The following is a 17,103-nucleotide window of genomic DNA, read 5'->3' as shown; positions in this document are numbered from 1 at the left end:
ATGTCGAGGCGGTCCCAGCCCCAGAACGGTTCGCCGTCGACGATGACGAAGGGCGAGCCGAAGACGCCGCGCTCCACCGCATCGTCGGTTTCGGTGCGCAGCCGGTCCTTGACCGCCGGGTCCTGGAGGGCGGCGGCCACCGCGGCGCGGTCGATGCCGACACTGCCCAGGGTCTTCGCCGCGATCTCCGCCACCGTGTCGGCCGGGCCGATGTCCCGCCCCTCGCCGAAATGGGCACGGAAGAGCGCATGGGCCAGCAGCTTCGCCTGTTCCGGATGCTCGTCGGTCAGCCAATAGAAGGCGCGCGAGGCGGCGACGCCGTTGGCAGGAGCCGAATCGGGGAAGGTGAAGGGAGCGCCGGTCAGCCGAGCGATGCGGCCGACGTCATGGGTCAGATATTCGCCGCGCAAGGGCTGCTGCAGGTTGGGCTTCATGCCCGTCACCTTGAAGATCGCCCCGAGAAGGACCGGGCGCCAGGTGACGGTGCGGCCATGCTTCGCCGCCAGCTCGTCGATGCGCAGGCTGGCGAAATAGCCGTAGGGCGAGGCGAAGTCGAAATAGAAATCGATCGGGTCCGGCACGCGCGTTTCCTCTCCGACAGGTTTTCCGGAAAGGCTAACGCGGGCGCGGGACAGCGTCCAGCAGTGCATCCGGGGGGCGCCTAGGGAAGGCGCAATCCCCGAACGGCCCGGCCCCGTCAGACCGTGCGCACCTTGGCGTCGAAGACGTAGCCGGCGCCGCGTTCGGTCTTGATGATGCGGGGCTCCTTCGGGTTCGCCTCGATCTTGCGGCGCAAGCGCAGGATCAGCACGTCGATGGACCGGTCGAACACCTCCGCCCCATCGACGCGGGTGAGGTCGAGCAGCTGGTCGCGGGTCAGCACCCGCTGCGGCCGCTTGACGAAGGCCGCCAGCAGGCCGAACTCCGCCTTGGTCAGTTCCACCTCGCGCCCCTCCTGCCCGCGCAGGCGCTGGGCGGTGAGGTCGAGTTCCCAATTGGCGAACTGCACGACGGCGCGCAGCTCGTCCGCGCTGCGGGCCGGGCGGGCGTCGTTGGAGACGCGGCGCAGGACCGCCTTGATGCGGGCCAGCAGTTCGCGAGGGTTGAACGGCTTGGTCAGGTAATCGTCGGCCCCCAGCTCCAGCCCGACGATGCGGTCGACGTCCTGGTCCTTGGAGGAGAGGATGATGACGGGAATCTGCGATTCGGTGCGGATCTGGCGGACGAGGCCCAGCCCGTCGCCGTCGGGCAGGCGCAAATCGCAGACCACGAGGTCGACAGGGTCGCCATCCAGAGCCTGCCGGGCCGATGCGGTGTCCTGCGCCGTCGTGACCCGGTAGCCCTCTCCCGCCAGATATGAGGCCAAAAGCTCCCGAATCGGCTCGTCGTCGTCGACAGCGAGAATGTGCATGCCTGTTACCTCCCCAAATCTTCTTATCTCACGCGCGAGCGGCACGCAATGCGTTACAACCCCGTAACAGCCGCGTCCGATTCGCCGACCACATGAGTTGGTTGAAACCGCGTCCTGCACCGGCGACATAAAAATACCGTTGCGCGGACATTAACCAGAAACAGGCTGCGGTTTAAATCCAGACCATTGAACAGGGGATGGTGGCGAACAGGGGGCGGCTGCCCGCCTGTGGGCGCCGGACCAATGCCGTGATGGGGAAGCACCGCCATGTCGAACATCGATCATTGCCTGGAGCGCCTGGCCCTGCTCGACCGCGCCGACCGTCTTCTGAACGAGGTGCAGGTCTATGGCCAGCATGGCTCGATCCGCGAAACGCTGGCGCAGCACCGGCTGCTGCTGGGCGAGGCGAGGCGCCACCTCGACTCGGCGCGCTCGGTCGGGCGGCTGGGCTGAGAACCATCGACAAGACCATCATCATGTCCGGCTGCAACGCCCAGGCGGCACCGATGCCGTCCCACCGCGCCGCGCCCCATGGCCAGTCTCAAGGCCAACCCCATTGCAGGGCGGCGAGGCGCCTGCCCGCCGACGGCCACCGCCGTCCGGCGACGGAGCGTTGTGCCCATCATTCCGGCTGCATGCCTGGTGCCGCACAGGTCGCGGCCCCGATCGCAGCACAGGTCATGGCCCACGGCGGCGCGCCGCTGTGGCGCACGATGATGGAACGCTGGCTGGCGGCGGCGCCCTGACCGATCCGGACTTTCGGAAGCCCTCCTGTTGCGCTCTCCCTATTCCCGCCCGATTTCGCGCCTATGTCGGCATCCGGGAGTCACAGAAACGGAGAGACCCATCATGACCCGCGCCATCCTTCTCGCCTCCACTGCCCTGCTGATGGCGGCCCCGGCGGCGTTTGCCGCGACAGGCGGGCCGGCCGGCGGGCAGCTGGCGCTGACGCGGGTCCTGCTGTCCACCGGCGGCGTCGGCTATTTCGAATATGAGGCGACGGTGAGCGGCGATGCCGACCTGTCGCTGGAGGTGCGGCGCGATCAGGTCGACGACGTGCTGAAGAGCATCGTCGTCTATGACGACAAGGGCGGCGTCGGCACCATCGCCCTGCCGGGAGCCGAACCGCTGGACACTGCCTTCCGCGAGCTGCCCTTTTCGGCCGACGACCTCACCTCTCCCGCCGCATTGCTGAACGCGATGCGCGGGGCGGAGGTGACGACCGGCGGCTCCCGCCAACTGACCGGCCGGCTGATGTCGGTGACGGAGGAGACGGTGCGGCTGCCGGGGAACGACGGCGCCACCACCACGCGCCACCGCGTAACGCTGATGACTGGCGAGGGCCTGCGCCAGCTGGTGCTGGAGGAGGCCGACGCGCTGCGCTTCACCGATCCGGCGGTGCAGTCGCAGATCGACCGGGCGCTGTCGGCGGTGGCGGAGAACGCCCGGCGCGAGCGGCGGCGGCTGACCGTCCACAGCCGGGCACCGCAGGGCCAAGAAGGCGGACAGGCGGCCGGCGAGCGGCGGGTCCGGGTCGGCTTTGTCGCGGAGATGCCGCTGTGGAAAGCGACCTATCGGCTCAGCCTCGGCACCGGGCCAGGGCAAGACGGACAGGGGCAAGACGGACAGGGGCAAAACGGGCAGGCCGATAAGGGCAACGGTTCGCTGCAGGGCTGGGCGGTGCTGGAAAATCTCAGCGGCGAGGATTGGCGCGGCGTCGACCTGACGGTGGTGTCGGGCAACCCGGTCACCCTGCGCCAAGCGCTCTACACCCCCTATTTCGTCGAGCGGCCGGAGGTGCCGGTGGAGGTGCTCGGCCGCGTGCTGCCCAGCGCCGACGAAGGAGCGGTGACGCTGAACGACGCCCGCCCGGCAATGCGGTCGCAGTCGGAGGCCTCGCGTGCCGGCGCGCCGCCCGCCACGGCCATGGCCGCTCCGGCGCCGATGCCCGGCGCGCCGGCTCCGGCACCGATGGGTGAAGCACTGGCGAAGGTCGCCCCCTATGGCAGCGCCGCGGGAACGCCGGCGATGGCCGCGGTGCGCGGTGCCGAGGCCGGTGCGGCGGAGGGCGTCCAGGTGCTGTTCCATTACCCGCAGCCGGTCAGCGTGCCGAATGGCGGGACGCTGATGATGCCGATCGCCGCGAGCACCCTGCCGGTGGAGCGGGTGGCGCTCTACCAGCCCGCCGCCGACGCCCGCCACCCGCTGGCCTCCCTGCGGCTGCGCAACGACGGCGACACCGCCCTGCCGCCGGGGCTGCTGACCTTCTATGACAGAGGCTCGGCGAACAGCGCTTATGTCGGTGATGCCCGGATGGCGACCCTGCCGGCGGGCGAGAGCCGGCTGCTGTCCTTCGCCGTCGATCAGTCGGTCACCGTCGACCGCGAGGAGAAGCCGAGCCGCCGGCTGTCGCGCGCCACCATCGCCGACGGTGTGCTGACCCTGTCGGTGATCGACCGGCAGAGCACGACCTATACGGTGGCCGGTGCCCCGGACGCCGACCGCGATGTCGTGATCGAGCATCCGCGCCGTCCCGGCTGGGACCTGGCCGAACCGGCGAACGGCAAGCCGGAGGCGACCGCCACCGCCTATCGTCTGCCGCTGGCGGTGCCGGCCGGCAAGACGGTGACGCTGACCGCCACGCTGGAACGGCCGCGGCAGGAGCGGATCATCCTGACCGACCTGACCGCCGACCAGATCGCCGCCCGCGCCTCCGCCCCCGAATTGCCGGCGGAGGTTCGTCAGGCGCTGACCACGCTCGCCGGCCTGCGCGCCGCCGTCGCCGAGAAGGAGCGTCGCATCGCCGAGCTGGAGCGCGAGCGGACGGAGCGCATCGCCGACCAGGACCGCCTGCGCGAGAACCTGAAGGCCCTGCCGGCGGGCAGCGACCTGCACAAGCGGACGCTGGCGAAAATGGCGGAGGCGGAAAACCGGCTGGACGCGCTGGCTCGGGACTTGGGCACCGCCCGCTCGGAAGCGGAAGCGGCGCGGCAGACGCTGCGGGAGCGGGTGAAGGCGATGGCGATCTGAGAGTAGCAGAGAGTTCGGTGGCGGCCTGAATGCCCCCTCCCCATCCCTCCCCCACCTTCGGTGGGAGAGGGGGCGGGACGCTTGTCAGCGTAACTGAAATGCGGAGCGGCGGAGTCCCCTCTCCCGCGGAACGCGGGGGAGGGTTAGGGAGGGGGCCCCCGCCGCGACACTTCACCTCCTACAGCGTCGTCGCGCTGCAATAGGCCCAATCCTCACCCTGCAGACCGAAGAAGGCGGCGACAGGCTTGCCGCTGGAGCGGTCGACGACGACGCGGAAGCGGCTGCCGGTGCAGGTGCCCTGGGGCTGCTTGGCGAAGGGCAGCTTGACGTGCTTGGACTTCAGGCAAGCGTCGGACATCTTCGGCGGGTTGGCCGGGCCGTCCACCTTCTTGCCGTTCAGCACCATATAATAGTTGGTGGCCTGCCCGCCCTTGACATCGGCCTTCACCTCGATCTTGCCGAAGCGCGATTTGTAGAGGCCGGCATCCTGTTCGCCATCCGGTGCGCCGCCGGGCAGCGAGCGGAAGGAGATGGCGGCGCAGGACGGCGGATCCTTGGCCTCCGCCGGGGCGGCGGCCAGTACGGCAAAACCGCCGGCCAGCAGAAGGGCGGCAGGTAGCAGGCGTGCAGAGAGCATCGGAGAACCCTTTCGAACCGGTTGAACCGTCACTTCGGCAATATACAGATGGCGGTCTGCTGCATCAGGGCGCAATCCTTCTCCGCGCCGCCGTCCAGCATCGACACCTCGACCTGGGTGATCGTCAGGGTGCGCCCCGGCTTCACCACACGGGCGCGGGCGATCATCACGTCGCCCTTGGCCGGCGCCATCAGGTTGATCTTGAACTCCACCGCCAGAACTTCGGCACCCGCCGGCATCAGGCTGTAGGCGGCATAGCCGCCGGCATTGTCGGCCAGCGTGCTGACCATGCCGGCATGGAAGAAGCCGTGCTGCTGCGTCAGTTCGGGGCGGAACGGCAGCCGCATTTCGCAGAATCCCGGCTCGACCGCCGTCAACTCGATGCCGAGAGTCCGGCAGATCGGCTGCTGTTCGAAGGAGGCGAGACAGCGCGCCTTCCAGTCGGGGTCGCGGGGAACGAAGGTGTCGGCCAAGGCGAAGCACTCCGGCAAAGGGACGTCGCGGGACAGCCTGCGTCAGCCGCCCCGCCGGATCAAGTCCGTATCCCTATAGGTCAGCCGCCGATCTCAGCTGCCGATCAGGCCCATCTGCGGGCTGGACGGTTCGGCATGGGCGCGCATCGGCATACGGCCGGCCAGATAAGCGTCGCGGCCGGCGCTGACCGCGTCGCGCATCGCCGCCGCCATCCGCACCGGATCGCGCGCCTTCGACACTGCCGTGTTCAGCAGCACGGCGGCGCAGCCCAGTTCCATCGCCAGGGCGGCGTCGGATGCGGTGCCGATGCCGGCGTCCAGCACCACCGGCACGGGGCTGCGGGCGCAGATCGTCTCGATGGCGTGCGGGTTGCGGATGCCCATGCCCGAGCCGATGAAGGCGCCCAGCGGCATCACCGCCGCCGCGCCCAGATCGGCCAGCTTGCGGCAGGTGACGGGGTCGTCGTTGCAGTAGGGCAGCACGACGAAGCCGTCATTGACCAGCTCATCCGTCGCGCGCAGCAGTTCCTCGACATCGGGATAGAGCAGTTCGCGGTCGCCGATGACCTCCAGCTTGATCCAGGGCGTATCGAGCGCCTCGCGCGACAGCTGGGCGGTCAGAACGGCTTCCTTGGCGGTCATGCAGCCGGCGGTGTTGGGCAGCAGCCCGACCGGGCCGGTGGGGCGCCCGGCGGTGGCGCGGGCCAGCACGTCGACGAGGCTTTCCGAATAGCCGTCCAGGCTGATGCGCCGGATCGCCAGCGTGACCAGCTCGCTGCCGCTGGCCGCCAGCGCGTCGAGCATGAGCTGCTGATTCGGATAGCCGGCGGTGCCGAGGAAGAGGCGCGAGCCGAGGCTGCGCCCGGCGATGGTGAGAGTGTCGGATTGGGACATGGGGAGTGCCTTTTGAAGGCCCTCTCCCGAGGGGGATTACCCGGGGACTCCCCCTCTCCCCCCGGGGAGAGGGTCGGGGTGAGGGGGATGCACATGCCGGATTTTCCGAGAATCCTCGCCGCGCGCCCCCCTCACCCTAACCCTCTCCCCGGGGGGGAGAGGGGATTCTTCCCGGATCACTCGCGGAGAGGGAAATTAAGGTCAGCCGCCTTGGATCGGGCGGACGATTTCCAGGCTGTCGCCGGGCTGGAGCGGGGTTTCGGGCCAGCGGCGGCGGGGGACGACGGCGCCGTTCAGGGCGACGGCGACGCCCTGCGCACCCTCGGCGATGCCGCGGCCGGCCAGAAGCTCGGCCAGTGATGCCGCGGACAATGGCTCTTCGCGGCCATTGATGCGGATGGCGCTCATGCGGCGGCTCCCGCCGCAACAAAGCGGTCGGCAGCGAAAGGGCGCAGCAGCGGGTCGGTCTCGCCGGTCAGCACCAGCCGGGCGATGCCGTCGGCGGTCACCGGGGTCAGCAGGATGCCGTTGCGGTGGTGGCCGGTGGCGTGGATTAGGCCGGGAATGCCGCTGTCGCCCAGGATCGGCGCATCGTCGCGGCTGCCGGGGCGGAAGCCGACCCAGGCCTCCTCGATCGGCAGTTCGGCGATGCCGGGCAGCGCCCGCCATGCCCCCTCCAGCAGGGCGAACTGCCCGCCGGCGGTCAGACGGTCGTCGAAGCCGCGCTCCTCCGTGGTGGCGCCGATCAGCAACCGGCCATCCAGCCGCGGGATCAGGTAGGTGCCCGGCGTCCACACCACATGGCGCAGCAGCGGCAACCGCGCGTCCATCCTCAGGCAGACCATCTGCCCCTTCACCGGCCGCACCGGCGGCTTGGCGGCGGGCGGCAGTCCCGGCACTCCGGCCGACCAGGCCCCGGCGGCCAGCACCACCCGGTCGGCCCGGTGCAGAGTTTCGGCAACCCGCACACCCACGGCGCGCCCGCCCTCCACCGCCAGCGCCACCTCGCCGCACTGCTCATGCAGGTGGGCACCGGCGGCCAGAGCGGCACGGCGCAGGGCGGCCGCGACCTTGCGGTTGTCGACCTGATGGTCGCCGGCACAGAACAGCGCACCGGCGACGCCGGGCTGCAGGAAAGGTTCGTGCCGCCGCACCTCGGCCCCGCTCAGCCATTCCACCGGCAGGCCCAGGTCGCGCTGGAAGCCGTGCAGGAAACGGACCTTGGCGGCATCGTCAGCGTTCAGCGCGATGACCATCGTGCCTTCGCTGCGCAGATCGACGGCCATGCCGCTCGCGGCTTCCAGAGCGCGGGCGAAGTCCGGCCACAGCGCCTGCGAGGCGCGGGTCAGCGGCAGCAGCCCCTCCTCGCCCGGTTCGGTTTCGACGCAGGCGGCCAGCATGCCGCCGGCGGCATGGGTGGCGCCGCGCCCGGCCTCTCCCCGCTCGAACAGATCGACGCGGCAGCCGGCCGACGCCAGCCTCCAGGCGATGGCAAGGCCGATGCAGCCGGCACCGATGATGGCGACGGACGGACGGGCAGCGGAAACGGAATATGGATGCGGTTCTGGCGCATGGATCATGCGGCGGCTCCCTTCGCTGGAATTACCCAGACAGGTTCGATGGGTGTGTTCTCAGCCGCGCGACCACCGCACGGCACCCCAGGCCTATGGCTTGCCTTATGCCAATGTTTCGCTGGCCCCACAAGCGGAATCGGTTCTTCCCGCCGGCGAGGCCGCCGCCCTCATATCAAGCACCCCCTACAACAAAAACACCGATGCCAGCCCCAGGAAGGCCAGGAAGCCGACGACATCCGTCACCGTCGTCAGGAACACCGCGCTCGACACCGCCGGATCGACGCCGAGCTTCTCCAGCCCCAGCGGGATCAGCGCACCGCTCAGCCCCGCCACCACCAGATTGATGATCATGGCGAGCCCGATGACGATGCCGATCAGCGGGCCGTACCAGACCAGCGCGATCGCACCGACCATCACCGCGAAGATGCCGCCGTTGATCAACCCGACCAGCAGCTCCTTGCCCACCACGCGCAGCGCGTTGGCCGACGACAGGTCGTGCGTCGCCAGCGCGCGGACGACGACGGTCAGCGTCTGGGTGCCGGCATTGCCGCCCATCGAGGCGACGATCGGCATCAGCACCGCCAACGCCACGATCTGCTCGATGGTGCCCTCGAACAGCGAGATGACGCCGGAGGCCAAAAAGGCGGTGGCGAGGTTGATGGTCAGCCAGCCGACGCGGCTGCGGGCGATGTCGGCGATGCCGCTGAACACGCCGGTGTCGCCCGACCCGCTCAGCTTGCGCAGGTCGTCCTCCGCCTCCTCGTCGATGATGCGGACGACGTCGTCGACGGTGATGACGCCGATCAGCCGGCCGGCGGCATCGACCACCGGCGCGGAGACCAGGGCGTATTGGCGGAACAGGTTCGCCACCTCCGCCCGCTCCATGGTGGCGGGGATGGAGTCGACCTCGCCGGTCACCAGATCGGCGATGCGCACGGCACGGCGCTGGCGCAGCAGCCGCGACAGCGGCACCGCCCCCACCACCCGGTGCATCGGATCGACGATGAAGATGTCGTAGAAATCCTCCGGCAGCGTATCGGTCGCCGCACGGACGAAGTCGATGGTCTTGCCGACCGTCCAGAATTCCGGCACCGCGACCAGCTCGCGCTGCATCATGCGGCCGGCGCTGTCCTCGTCGTAGGTCAGGTTCTCCTGCACCAGGGCGCGTTCGGCATCGGGCAGGTTCGCCAGGATCTGCGCGCGCGTCTCGGCGTCCAGATCCTCGATCAGTTCCACCGCGTCGTCGGTGTCCAGATCGGCGACGGCGGCGGCCAGTTCCTGCGGCTCGAACCGTTCGATCAGCGCTTCGCGCAGATCGGGGTTCAGGTAGGACAGCACCTCGCCGTCCAGCGCGGCGGGAAGCAGGTCGATCAGGTCGGCGCGCTCGGCCGGCTCCGCCTGTTCGATCAGGTCGGCGATGTCGGCGGCATGCAGCCCGTCGAGCCGCGCCAGCACGGCCTCGCGTTCGCGGGCGCGCAGCAGGCCGACGATCTCTTCCACGAACTCCGGCTCGACGCCGTAGGGACGTTCGTCGTCCGCCTCGGGACCGGCATGGGGGCGGCCGTGGGCGTGGGCGGCCCCGTCCGGCCGAAGATCCGGCCGCAGATCCGGCGTGTGGGGATCGGTGTGCATGCCGGCACCCTCCCTTCGACGATGCATCCCCCGCATGCCTGAGCCGGGTGGCCGGCGGCATGGTAACGGCGGGACGGCTCCGCGACATCGGACGGGACCGATGGCGCTTGGGGCCGGCGTTCGGGGTTTGCGGGTTGTGGAAGCCTTCCGGCCGGTGCCGGGAGCCGTCCGTCAAGGGACGGGACCGGTGACGGCGGAAGCGCCCCCGACATAGAGGCGCCGCCCCGGTTTGTCCAGCCCGGTTCGGCGGAAACCGGCAGGCAACGGCGGCATCGGCCGCAATTGCCACCATATCCTTGCACCGCCGCGACCCTTCATGTTCCCATGCGTCTCGCGCCGCGTCCGCGGCGGCGCGGGATGGGGATGGGGACCGAAAGCACCGATGGAGTATGCCTTCACCACCGTCGGCGGTCGCGACGGCATCCTGCTCTCCGGCCGCTGCACCTACGAGGACGGCACCCGCTTCCACGACATGTTGCGCGACTGGGACTTCGCGGCCAGCCCGGTGGTCCCGATCGACCTGCGCTTCGTCACCTTCATCGATTCCGCCGCCATCGGGATGATGTTCATCCTGGCGAACCGCTGCCGCGAGGCTGGCGGCCACATCGTCGCCAGCGGCGCCGCCCCGCACGTCATCCGCGCGCTGCGCCGCGCCACGCTGGACCGCTACATCGAGTTCCGCTGACCCGGCCACGCCCCCCCCCCGCACGGCCCGAAATCGGGGAGGGTGGCACCCCGAACCGCTCGTCCTGGTCCCGGACGGCGCCTTCCGATGCGCCGTTGACCCACCATGTCATAAAAACGCAACACTGGCCGCTCCCGTACCCCCCACCTTTGGAGCGCCTGTGGAGTACCTGCATCGTCTCGACCAGTCGCTGCTGCTGTGGCTGAACCAGTTCGCGGGGCACAGCGCGGCGTTGGACATGGCGGTGCGCGGGATCGCCAACATCTATCTGATCAAGCTGGGGCTGTTCAGTGCCGCCCTGTGGTGGCTGTGGTTCCGCCGCGAGGAGACGGAGGCCGGGCGCCGGCTGGTGGTGGACGCCATCGCCGCGGTGGTGCTGGCGGTGGCGGCGTCCATCCTGATCCAGGCGGTGATGCCGGCCCGGCCGCGCCCGCTGCACGACGCCGGCCTCTCCTTCGTCCCGCCGATCGGCCAGAGCCGCGACGCCCTGAAGAATTGGAGTTCCTTCCCCAGCGACAACGCCGCGCTTGGCTTCGCGCTGGCCGCCACCTTCCTCCGCGCCTCGCGCCCGTGGGGGCTGCTGGCCTGCCTGTGGGCGGCGCTGGTGATCGCGCTGCCGCGGGTCTATCTGGGCCTGCATTATCCGGGCGACGTCACCGGCGGCGCCCTGATCGGCATGCTCAGCGCCTTCGCCGTCGCCCGGCTGCTGCCGATGGGCGGCATCCACCGGCTGGTCGCCTGGGTGGAGGAACGCTGGCGCCCCTGGTTCTACGGCGCCGCCTTCCTGGTGATCTACGAGATGATGGTTCTGTTCGAGGATGTCCGCCGCGCCTGCGGGGGAGCGGCCAAGCTGCTGCACGCGCTGGCGGGGTAAGGCCCGGATACCGAAGCCCGGATACGAAAAAGCCCGCTCGGTCTTGCGACCTGCGGGCTTTTCGGTGTTCCTGTATCCCCAGGATGGTCCCATCTGCATGGGAGAGTGGTGCGGTCGAGAAGACTCGAACTTCCACGGGTTGCCCCACAGCGACCTCAACGCTGCGCGTCTACCAATTCCGCCACGACCGCATCAGGCTGGTAGTCCCCGACGCTCGCTCGCGCGCCTCATCGGGTGGAGCGGGTAGATATCAGCTTCCCGATGGCCGATCAAGCGTTACAATCATCGTCTGCGAAGAAAAATTCGGGACGGCCTTCCGGCCGCTCCGCCCACACCGTCCGCCGACGCCATCAGAGACCAGATCGAATGACCTCCCCGACCAGCCTGTCCGCCAGTCAGCCCGACATGCCCGCCCCGCAGCAGATCGAGTGGCGCATCTCCGACCAGCCGGTGCCCTACCCCGACGCCATCGCCGAGATGGAGGCGCGCGTCGAGGCGATCCGCGCCGGCACCGCGCCGGAACTGGTCTGGCTGTTGGAGCATCCGCCGCTCTACACCGCCGGCACCAGCGCGCGCGACGAGGATCTGCTGGAGGCCGACCGCTTCCCGGTCTACCGCAGCGGGCGCGGCGGCCAGTACACCTATCATGGGCCGGGACAGCGCGTGGCCTACGTCATGCTGGACCTGAAGAAGCGCGGTGCCGACATCCGCGGCTTCGTCCGCGATCTGGAGGAATGGATCATCCGCACGCTCGCCGCCTTCAACATCAAGGGCGAGCGGCGCGAGGGCCGCGTCGGCATCTGGGTCGACAAGCAGCCCTATGGCGGGCTGAAGGGCCAGGAGGACAAGATCGCCGCCATCGGCGTGCGCGTGCGCCGCTGGGTCAGCTTCCACGGCATCGCCCTGAACGTGGAGCCGGACCTGTCCCATTTCGGCGGCATCGTCCCCTGCGGCATCGCCGAGCATGGCGTCACCTCCATCGTCGCGCTGGGCCAGCTGGTGACGATGGAGGACGTCGATTCCGCCCTGATCGCGGCATGGCCGGAGGTGTTCGGCGGCCCGATGCGCGGTGAGGAGGACGGCGACGGGGACGCCTAGTACTTCTTGAACCCGCCGGCGGCCGGGGTGCCCGCCTGGGTGCCGGCGGGGTTCACGCGCGGGTCCTGGTTGTCCATCGACTGCACGGTGCAGCCGGTCGAATCGCCGTTGCGGAACAGGTAGATCTTCTTGCGGTCGGCCTTCTTGCCAGGATCGTGCAGGTTCAGCCCATGGCCGAAGGCGACGCCCAGCACCTCGCCCTTGTAATAGGCGCGGAAGCGCATCGGCTCGATCTCGTTGAAGCGCAGGGCGGCGCAGTCCTTGCTCAGTTCCTTCTCGAACTTGCCGGCCTTGCGCCAGTCCTCCTTGGAGCGGATCGTCATCCACTGCGACGGCAGCGCGTATTGCACGATCGGCGGCGCGATCGGCAGGCTGGCCCCCGGCTGCGGCGGCGCCATGTGGCCCTGCTCCGTCCGCTCCAGCGCACCGGCCAGCGCCGGGGCGGCCCCCAGCAGCGTCAGCCCGCACAGCCAGAGGGCTGCCTTGACGGGCGCATCAAATCCGGACATCGAACCCACGCTCCTTGACCTCGCCGACCGCTTTCTCCTTGGCAGGCATTTGAATGGATGGCGCAGCAGTGGCCACCTCCCCCAGCCGTCCGGAGAGCGACAGCGACAGGTCCAGCGCTCCGCCTTCCTCCGGCGCACCCAGCGGCTGCAACGTCACCGTGCCTTCCAGCCCCTGCGGCGGCCCGGACATCGCCCCGCTCAGCGCCGCCATGACGCGGCCGAGATCGTCGATGACGACCCGGTCGGTCTCGACCGTCAGCCCCCGGCCCGGACGGATGGAGGAGCGGAGGACGCCGAGCATGGCGGCCAGCCCCTCGCCCTTCTCCTCGGCCGGCACCCGCGCCAGCACCAGGGCCGCGTCGGCCAGCCTGACATCCACATGCCCATCGGCCAGGGCAAGGCCGATCCCCCGCAGATCCACTACCACATCCGGCCCGGCGTCCTCGCCCAGAGGCCGCAACTCGCCGGCCTGTCCGTCCAGCGCTATGACCGCGGCCCGGCGCTCCGCCTCGCCGAAGCGGGCGACGAGCGCGGTTTCAGCGGCGGCGGCATCGCTCCCGTCCATGCCGAAGGCGGTCAGCAGCCGACCCAGATCGCGCGCCAGCGCCTGGATCGCCGGCCCCAGCCGGTCGGCAAGATCGGCCGCCGGCGGTTCGGACGGCCGCGCCGGCGCATCCTGCACCGCCTCCGCCCCCAGGCTGAGGCGAACGGCCGGGTCGCCGCGTCCCGGCGCGGCGGAAGCCTTTGGCGCCGGCGCAGTCACGGTCGCGCGGACAGCCTTGCCCTTCGCCTCCGCCGCTTTGGCGAAGACTCCGGTGAGCATGGCCTTCATGCCGGCCACATCCGGTTTTCTGGCGGTCATCCGGCTACCATCCCCAAAACCACTGAGGGGCCAGCATGCCGCCGTCATGGTTAGCGGAACGCTAATGCGGGACCTAGGCCGTCGGCCGCTGCTCGAACCCCACCATGCCGGGGTCCTGCTCCGGTTCGGACACCACGTCGCGGACGATGGCCGATGGCGGGCCACGGCGGCAGGCGACCAGCATGCGGTCGACAGCGTCGGCGGGGCCGGCGAACAGAGCCTCCACCGTGCCGTCGCTGCGATTGCGCACCCAGCCGGTCAGGCCGAGCCTGTCTGCCTGATCGACGGTCCAGCCGCGATACCACACCCCCTGCACCTTGCCCTGGATGCGGACGCGAACCGCCTTCCGGTCGACAGCGCTCATGCCGCGCCACCCTTCGCGGCGGTGCTCCGTTTGCCCTGCTCCTCGTCCAGCAGGGCCTTGCGGGACAGTTTTCCGATCATGGTCTTGGGCAGCTCCTGGCGGAATTCCACGACTTTCGGCATCTCGATGGGCGACAGCTTGTCCTTCAGGAAGGCGTGCAGCTCCTCGGCGGTCAGGCTCTGTCCATCGTCCAGCCGGACATAGGCCTTCACCGTCTGGCCACGATACTCGTCCGGCAAACCCGCCACCACGCATTCGGCGACCGCCGGGTGCAGGTAGATCGCCTCCTCCACATTGCGGGGATAGACGTTGAAGCCGCTGCACAGGATCATGTCCTTGATGCGGTCGACGATGGTGGTATAGCCGTCCTCGTCCATCACCCCGACATCGCCGGTGTGCAGCCGGCCGTCGACCAGCGTCTGCGCCGTCTCGGCCGGGCGGCGCCAATAGCCTTTCATCACCTGCGGCCCGCGGATGCAGACTTCGCCCTTCTCGCCCGGCGGCAGGACGCGGCGCGGTTCCTCCAGGCTGACGATCTCGACGATGGTCCCGGGCAGCGGCAGGCCGATGGAGCCCTTCTTGTCCGAATGCAGCACCGCCGGATTGACGGTGGCGACGGGGGAGCATTCCGACAGGCCATACCCCTCCACCAGCGTGCAGCCGGTCGTGCGTTCGAACGCCTCCTTCACCTCCAGCGGCAGCGGCGCCCCGCCCGACATGCAGAAGCGGATCGAGGAAAGATCGAACTTCTCCAAGTGTTTATGGTGGTTGATCGCGGTGTAGATGGTCGGCACGGCGGGGAACAGGGTGATCCGCTCCGTCTGCAGGGTGCGCATCACCTGCTCCAGCTCGAAGCGCGGCAGCAGGACGATCTCCGCCCCCAGATGCAGGCCGAAATTCATCACCGCGGTCATGGCGAAGACATGGAACAGCGGCAGCACGCCCAGCATGCGCTCCTGCCCATCGTCACGTCCTTCGCCCGGCTTACGCTCCTTCGCCGCGTACCATGTCGCGCACTGGATGGTGTTGGCGTAGAGATTGGCGTGGGTCAGCATCGCGCCCTTCGGCACGCCGGTGGTGCCGCCGGTGTATTGCAGCACCGCGACATCCTCCTGCGCATCGATGGCGACCGGGGTCGGCCGGCCGTCGTTGGCGATCAACTGGGCGAAGGGGATGTGGCGGTCGTCGCGCGGGATCGCCGCGATCTCCGCCCGCTTGGCGATGGGAAACAGCCAGTTCTTCGGGAAGGGCAGGATGTCGGCCATGCGGCAGATCACCAGCCGCTTCAGCCCGGTCTCCTCCAGCATCCGCGCCATCTTGCCGTAGAGCAGCTTGAGGTCCAGCGTGACCATCAGGTCGATGTCGCTGTCGCCGATCTGGTGGATCAGTTCGCGCTCGGCATAGAGCGGGTTGAAGTTCACCACCGTGCCGCCGGCCTTCAGGATGGCAAAGAAGGCGATGACGTAATAGGGCGTGTTGGGCAGGAACAGCCCGACCCGCGTGCCCTTCCCCACCCCGATCGCCTGGAAGCCGCGGGCGGCGCGGTCGACCAGCCGCCCCAGTTCGCGATAGCTGGTGCGCTTGCCCAGGAAGTTCAGGCAGGGCTTGTCGCCGTGACGGGCGACGGCGCCCTCCAACAGCTCAGTCAGCGGCCGGGCCGGGATGGGCATCGCCCAATCCACCGCCGGCGGGTATGAGGCCAGCCATGGATAATCGGGCAGCTTGCGGGCGGCATCTCCCATCGCGCGGTTCCTCCCCTGAATTTCTGGCCCTGAGTTCCTGGTTCCGGTGGCCGGTTTCGCCCGACACCGCCGCCGCCCCGAGTCTACGCCGGGAAGCGGGGGATTGTCCCCTGGAGAGGAGATGGGATCGCCGCCATCCTGAACAAGCAGGAGCTGTGTTGCCTGCCGCCTTATCGCACGCCGCGCAGCCGGTGCAGCACCTCCACCGCCATCCATTCGGCAAGGTTTCCATCCTCGCCATCCAAAAAGACGGCGACGGAGACCGGAACCGGCCCCGGCGCATGGAAGGCGGCCGGCGTGACCCCCGGCCCGCCGCCGGTGTGGCCCCAATAGGGTCCGGCCACCGGGTCCAGCTCCACCATCATGCCGAGCCCATAGGACGGCTCGACCCAGGGCCGCCCGCCCATCGGCCCGCCGACCGGCAGACCGTCCCGCATCCGCCGCAGCAGCGCATCCGGCAGGTAGTCCTCGGTCAGGCCGTGGATGAAGCGGCAGGCATCCGCCGCCGTCATCGCCACCACCCCATGCGACACCCAGCCGGGATGATAGGCCTTCTCCACCGCATCCCCGCCGAAGGTCGGGCTCGGACCGAAGAACAGCCCGGTGAGGTCGGAGCGGTCGCGCAGAAGCGACGCGCTGGACAGCCCGAGCGGGTCGAAGACCTCGCGCGCCAGCAGCTCCGCCAGCGGGGCGCCGCCCGCCCGCTCCAGCAGCCGGCCGATCAGCAGATAGCCGATGTTGGAATAGGCGAAGCTGCCGACCGGCACCCCCTCCACCCCGCAACGGGCGAGGAACTCCTCGCCGCTCCAGGGCTCCGTTCCGGCGGCGACGGCGGCATGGTAATCGGCCCGGCCGCCATAATCGGGCAGCCCGGCGCGGTGGGTCAGGATCTGCGCCACGCTGACCGACACCGGCCGCCCAGCCAGTTCCGGCAGCCAGCGCTCTGCCGGCCCGTCGAGATCGACCACGCCGCGCGCGGCCAGCCGCAGCACGGCGGCGGCGAGGATCGTCTTGGTCAGGCTGTAGACCAGGGCGCGCCGGTCGGCCGGATCGGCTGGATCGGTTGGATCGGCCGCCGCCGCTCCGCTCACGGGCTTCCGCCGCAGCACCAGCGTACGGATCGGCTCCGCATCGGCTCCCCGGCCGCGGAGAAAGGCGACGACGGCAGTCCCGGCCGGGGCGGGGCTCGCGCTCTCCTCCCCCAGCAGATCGGTCAGGGCAGCGGCCAGCAAGTCCGGTTCGGTATCCGCACCCGCCAAATTATTCTTGTTCTTGTCCATCACTCGCCCACTCCCGCTACCCGTCCTGTTTGTCACCA

General features: G+C 69.7%; 19 protein-coding genes and 1 tRNA gene (1 of these 20 running past the window's edge). 6 read left to right on the top strand and 14 right to left on the bottom strand.

Annotated features, from left to right (window positions below):
• Both M5E06_RS01260 and M5E06_RS01255 read right to left on the bottom strand, forming a co-directional pair.
• Positions 1–581, bottom strand: the 5' portion of a protein-coding gene (locus tag M5E06_RS01260; protein WP_252136887.1) for a 2-hydroxychromene-2-carboxylate isomerase. The gene continues 34 nt to the left of window position 1, outside the view; only the first 581 of its 615 coding nucleotides appear in the window; its start codon is at positions 579–581; its stop codon lies beyond the left edge, outside the window.
• Positions 582–697: 116 nt separating this feature from the next.
• Positions 698–1,411 carry a response regulator gene (locus M5E06_RS01255; protein ID WP_085087905.1) on the bottom strand — a complete coding sequence of 238 codons (714 nt, stop codon included), beginning with the start codon at positions 1,409–1,411 and terminating at the stop codon, positions 698–700.
• 267 nt (positions 1,412–1,678) lie between these two features.
• Here M5E06_RS01255 and M5E06_RS01250 point away from each other — a divergent pair, with 267 nt between their 5' ends.
• From M5E06_RS01250 to M5E06_RS01240, 3 genes are all read left to right on the top strand, one after another.
• A complete protein-coding gene (locus tag M5E06_RS01250; RefSeq protein WP_252136886.1) occupies positions 1,679–1,864 on the top strand; it encodes a hypothetical protein in 186 nt (61 codons plus the stop codon).
• A 23-nt stretch (positions 1,865–1,887) separates the two neighbouring features.
• Positions 1,888–2,157: a hypothetical protein gene (locus tag M5E06_RS01245; RefSeq protein ID WP_252136885.1), complete on the top strand. Its 270-nt coding sequence runs from the start codon at positions 1,888–1,890 to the stop codon at positions 2,155–2,157.
• A 103-nt stretch (positions 2,158–2,260) separates the two neighbouring features.
• Entirely contained in the window at positions 2,261–4,441 is a 2,181-nt protein-coding gene (locus M5E06_RS01240) for a hypothetical protein (protein ID WP_252136884.1), read from the top strand.
• Between the two features lie 178 nt (positions 4,442–4,619).
• On the opposite strand, the gene M5E06_RS01235 is transcribed toward M5E06_RS01240, so the two are convergent.
• The 6 genes from M5E06_RS01235 to mgtE form a co-directional block, all read right to left on the bottom strand.
• A complete protein-coding gene (locus M5E06_RS01235; RefSeq protein ID WP_252136883.1) occupies positions 4,620–5,078 on the bottom strand; it encodes a hypothetical protein in 459 nt (152 codons plus the stop codon).
• A gap of 29 nt (positions 5,079–5,107) precedes the next feature.
• Entirely contained in the window at positions 5,108–5,551 is a 444-nt protein-coding gene (locus M5E06_RS01230) for a PaaI family thioesterase (RefSeq protein ID WP_252136882.1), read from the bottom strand.
• Between the two features lie 93 nt (positions 5,552–5,644).
• Positions 5,645–6,445: a thiazole synthase gene (locus M5E06_RS01225; RefSeq protein WP_252136881.1), complete on the bottom strand. Its 801-nt coding sequence runs from the start codon at positions 6,443–6,445 to the stop codon at positions 5,645–5,647.
• Positions 6,446–6,646: 201 nt separating this feature from the next.
• A complete protein-coding gene (gene thiS, locus M5E06_RS01220; RefSeq protein ID WP_136705103.1) occupies positions 6,647–6,853 on the bottom strand; it encodes a sulfur carrier protein ThiS in 207 nt (68 codons plus the stop codon).
• Complete coding sequence (gene thiO, locus M5E06_RS01215) at positions 6,850–8,025, bottom strand: glycine oxidase ThiO (RefSeq protein ID WP_252136880.1); 1,176 nt, start codon at positions 8,023–8,025, stop codon at positions 6,850–6,852. Before thiO ends, thiS begins: the two co-directional genes overlap by 4 nt.
• Before the next feature lie 177 nt (positions 8,026–8,202).
• Complete coding sequence (gene mgtE / locus M5E06_RS01210; RefSeq protein ID WP_252136879.1) at positions 8,203–9,651, bottom strand: magnesium transporter; 1,449 nt, start codon at positions 9,649–9,651, stop codon at positions 8,203–8,205.
• Between the two features lie 382 nt (positions 9,652–10,033).
• Here mgtE and M5E06_RS01205 point away from each other — a divergent pair, with 382 nt between their 5' ends.
• Together M5E06_RS01205 and M5E06_RS01200 are read left to right on the top strand one after the other, a co-directional pair.
• Positions 10,034–10,336 (top strand): STAS domain-containing protein, encoded by a 303-nt coding sequence (locus M5E06_RS01205; protein WP_109151654.1) that lies wholly within the window; start codon positions 10,034–10,036, stop codon positions 10,334–10,336.
• Between the two features lie 160 nt (positions 10,337–10,496).
• Complete coding sequence (locus tag M5E06_RS01200) at positions 10,497–11,210, top strand: phosphatase PAP2 family protein (RefSeq protein WP_252136878.1); 714 nt, start codon at positions 10,497–10,499, stop codon at positions 11,208–11,210.
• A gap of 106 nt (positions 11,211–11,316) precedes the next feature.
• Here M5E06_RS01200 and M5E06_RS01195 read toward each other — a convergent pair.
• Positions 11,317–11,401 (bottom strand) — tRNA-Leu (locus M5E06_RS01195).
• 175 nt (positions 11,402–11,576) lie between these two features.
• On the opposite strand from M5E06_RS01195, the gene lipB reads away from it, so the two are divergent.
• Complete coding sequence (lipB, locus tag M5E06_RS01190; RefSeq protein WP_252136877.1) at positions 11,577–12,308, top strand: lipoyl(octanoyl) transferase LipB; 732 nt, start codon at positions 11,577–11,579, stop codon at positions 12,306–12,308.
• Here lipB and M5E06_RS01185 read toward each other — a convergent pair.
• The 5 genes from M5E06_RS01185 to M5E06_RS01165 all read right to left on the bottom strand — a co-directional run bounded on the left by M5E06_RS01185 (position 12,305) and on the right by M5E06_RS01165 (position 17,065).
• Complete coding sequence (locus M5E06_RS01185; RefSeq protein WP_109151657.1) at positions 12,305–12,817, bottom strand: DUF8265 family protein; 513 nt, start codon at positions 12,815–12,817, stop codon at positions 12,305–12,307. The genes lipB and M5E06_RS01185 overlap by 4 nt on opposite strands.
• On the bottom strand, positions 12,804–13,679 hold the full coding sequence (locus M5E06_RS01180) for a hypothetical protein (RefSeq protein ID WP_252136876.1): 876 nt from the start codon (positions 13,677–13,679) through the stop codon (positions 12,804–12,806). The genes M5E06_RS01185 and M5E06_RS01180 overlap by 14 nt, the downstream gene beginning before the upstream one ends.
• A 73-nt stretch (positions 13,680–13,752) precedes the next feature.
• The gene (locus M5E06_RS01175) at positions 13,753–14,043 is read right to left on the bottom strand and encodes an acylphosphatase (protein ID WP_252136875.1); all 291 of its coding nucleotides are present in this window, start codon (positions 14,041–14,043) and stop codon (positions 13,753–13,755) included.
• Positions 14,040–15,785, bottom strand: a complete 1,746-nt coding sequence (locus tag M5E06_RS01170) for a long-chain-fatty-acid--CoA ligase (protein WP_252136874.1) — start codon at positions 15,783–15,785, stop codon at positions 14,040–14,042. The genes M5E06_RS01175 and M5E06_RS01170 overlap by 4 nt, the downstream gene beginning before the upstream one ends.
• Positions 15,786–15,955: 170 nt before the next feature.
• Positions 15,956–17,065, bottom strand: a complete 1,110-nt coding sequence (locus tag M5E06_RS01165) for a serine hydrolase domain-containing protein (protein ID WP_252136873.1) — start codon at positions 17,063–17,065, stop codon at positions 15,956–15,958.
• Positions 17,066–17,103 lie beyond the last annotated feature (38 nt).

It is taken from the genome of Azospirillum sp. A1-3 (assembly GCF_023806445.1).
Taxonomy (GTDB): Bacteria; Pseudomonadota; Alphaproteobacteria; order Azospirillales; family Azospirillaceae; genus Azospirillum.
The sequence above is the reverse complement of the archived record's forward strand: the minus strand, read 5'-3'. Positions and strand labels throughout refer to the sequence as shown.

Bases quoted from the DNA above. Each gene is read 5' to 3' on its own strand.
- M5E06_RS01255 (WP_085087905.1), bottom strand. From the start codon at position 1,411: ATGCACATTCTCGCTGTCGACGACGACGAGCCGATTCGGGAGCTTTTG.
- M5E06_RS01250 (WP_252136886.1), top strand. From the start codon at position 1,679: ATGTCGAACATCGATCATTGCCTGGAGCGCCTGGCCCTGCTCGACCGC.
- M5E06_RS01245 (WP_252136885.1), top strand. From the start codon at position 1,888: ATGTCCGGCTGCAACGCCCAGGCGGCACCGATGCCGTCCCACCGCGCC.
- M5E06_RS01240 (WP_252136884.1), top strand. From the start codon at position 2,261: ATGACCCGCGCCATCCTTCTCGCCTCCACTGCCCTGCTGATGGCGGCC.
- M5E06_RS01235 (WP_252136883.1), bottom strand. From the start codon at position 5,078: ATGCTCTCTGCACGCCTGCTACCTGCCGCCCTTCTGCTGGCCGGCGGT.
- M5E06_RS01225 (WP_252136881.1), bottom strand. From the start codon at position 6,445: ATGTCCCAATCCGACACTCTCACCATCGCCGGGCGCAGCCTCGGCTCG.
- thiS (WP_136705103.1), bottom strand. From the start codon at position 6,853: ATGAGCGCCATCCGCATCAATGGCCGCGAAGAGCCATTGTCCGCGGCA.
- thiO (WP_252136880.1), bottom strand. From the start codon at position 8,025: ATGATCCATGCGCCAGAACCGCATCCATATTCCGTTTCCGCTGCCCGT.
- mgtE (WP_252136879.1), bottom strand. From the start codon at position 9,651: ATGCACACCGATCCCCACACGCCGGATCTGCGGCCGGATCTTCGGCCG.
- M5E06_RS01205 (WP_109151654.1), top strand. From the start codon at position 10,034: ATGGAGTATGCCTTCACCACCGTCGGCGGTCGCGACGGCATCCTGCTC.
- lipB (WP_252136877.1), top strand. From the start codon at position 11,577: ATGACCTCCCCGACCAGCCTGTCCGCCAGTCAGCCCGACATGCCCGCC.
- M5E06_RS01185 (WP_109151657.1), bottom strand. From the start codon at position 12,817: ATGTCCGGATTTGATGCGCCCGTCAAGGCAGCCCTCTGGCTGTGCGGG.
- M5E06_RS01180 (WP_252136876.1), bottom strand. From the start codon at position 13,679: ATGACCGCCAGAAAACCGGATGTGGCCGGCATGAAGGCCATGCTCACC.
- M5E06_RS01175 (WP_252136875.1), bottom strand. From the start codon at position 14,043: ATGAGCGCTGTCGACCGGAAGGCGGTTCGCGTCCGCATCCAGGGCAAG.
- M5E06_RS01170 (WP_252136874.1), bottom strand. From the start codon at position 15,785: ATGGGAGATGCCGCCCGCAAGCTGCCCGATTATCCATGGCTGGCCTCA.
- M5E06_RS01165 (WP_252136873.1), bottom strand. From the start codon at position 17,065: ATGGACAAGAACAAGAATAATTTGGCGGGTGCGGATACCGAACCGGAC.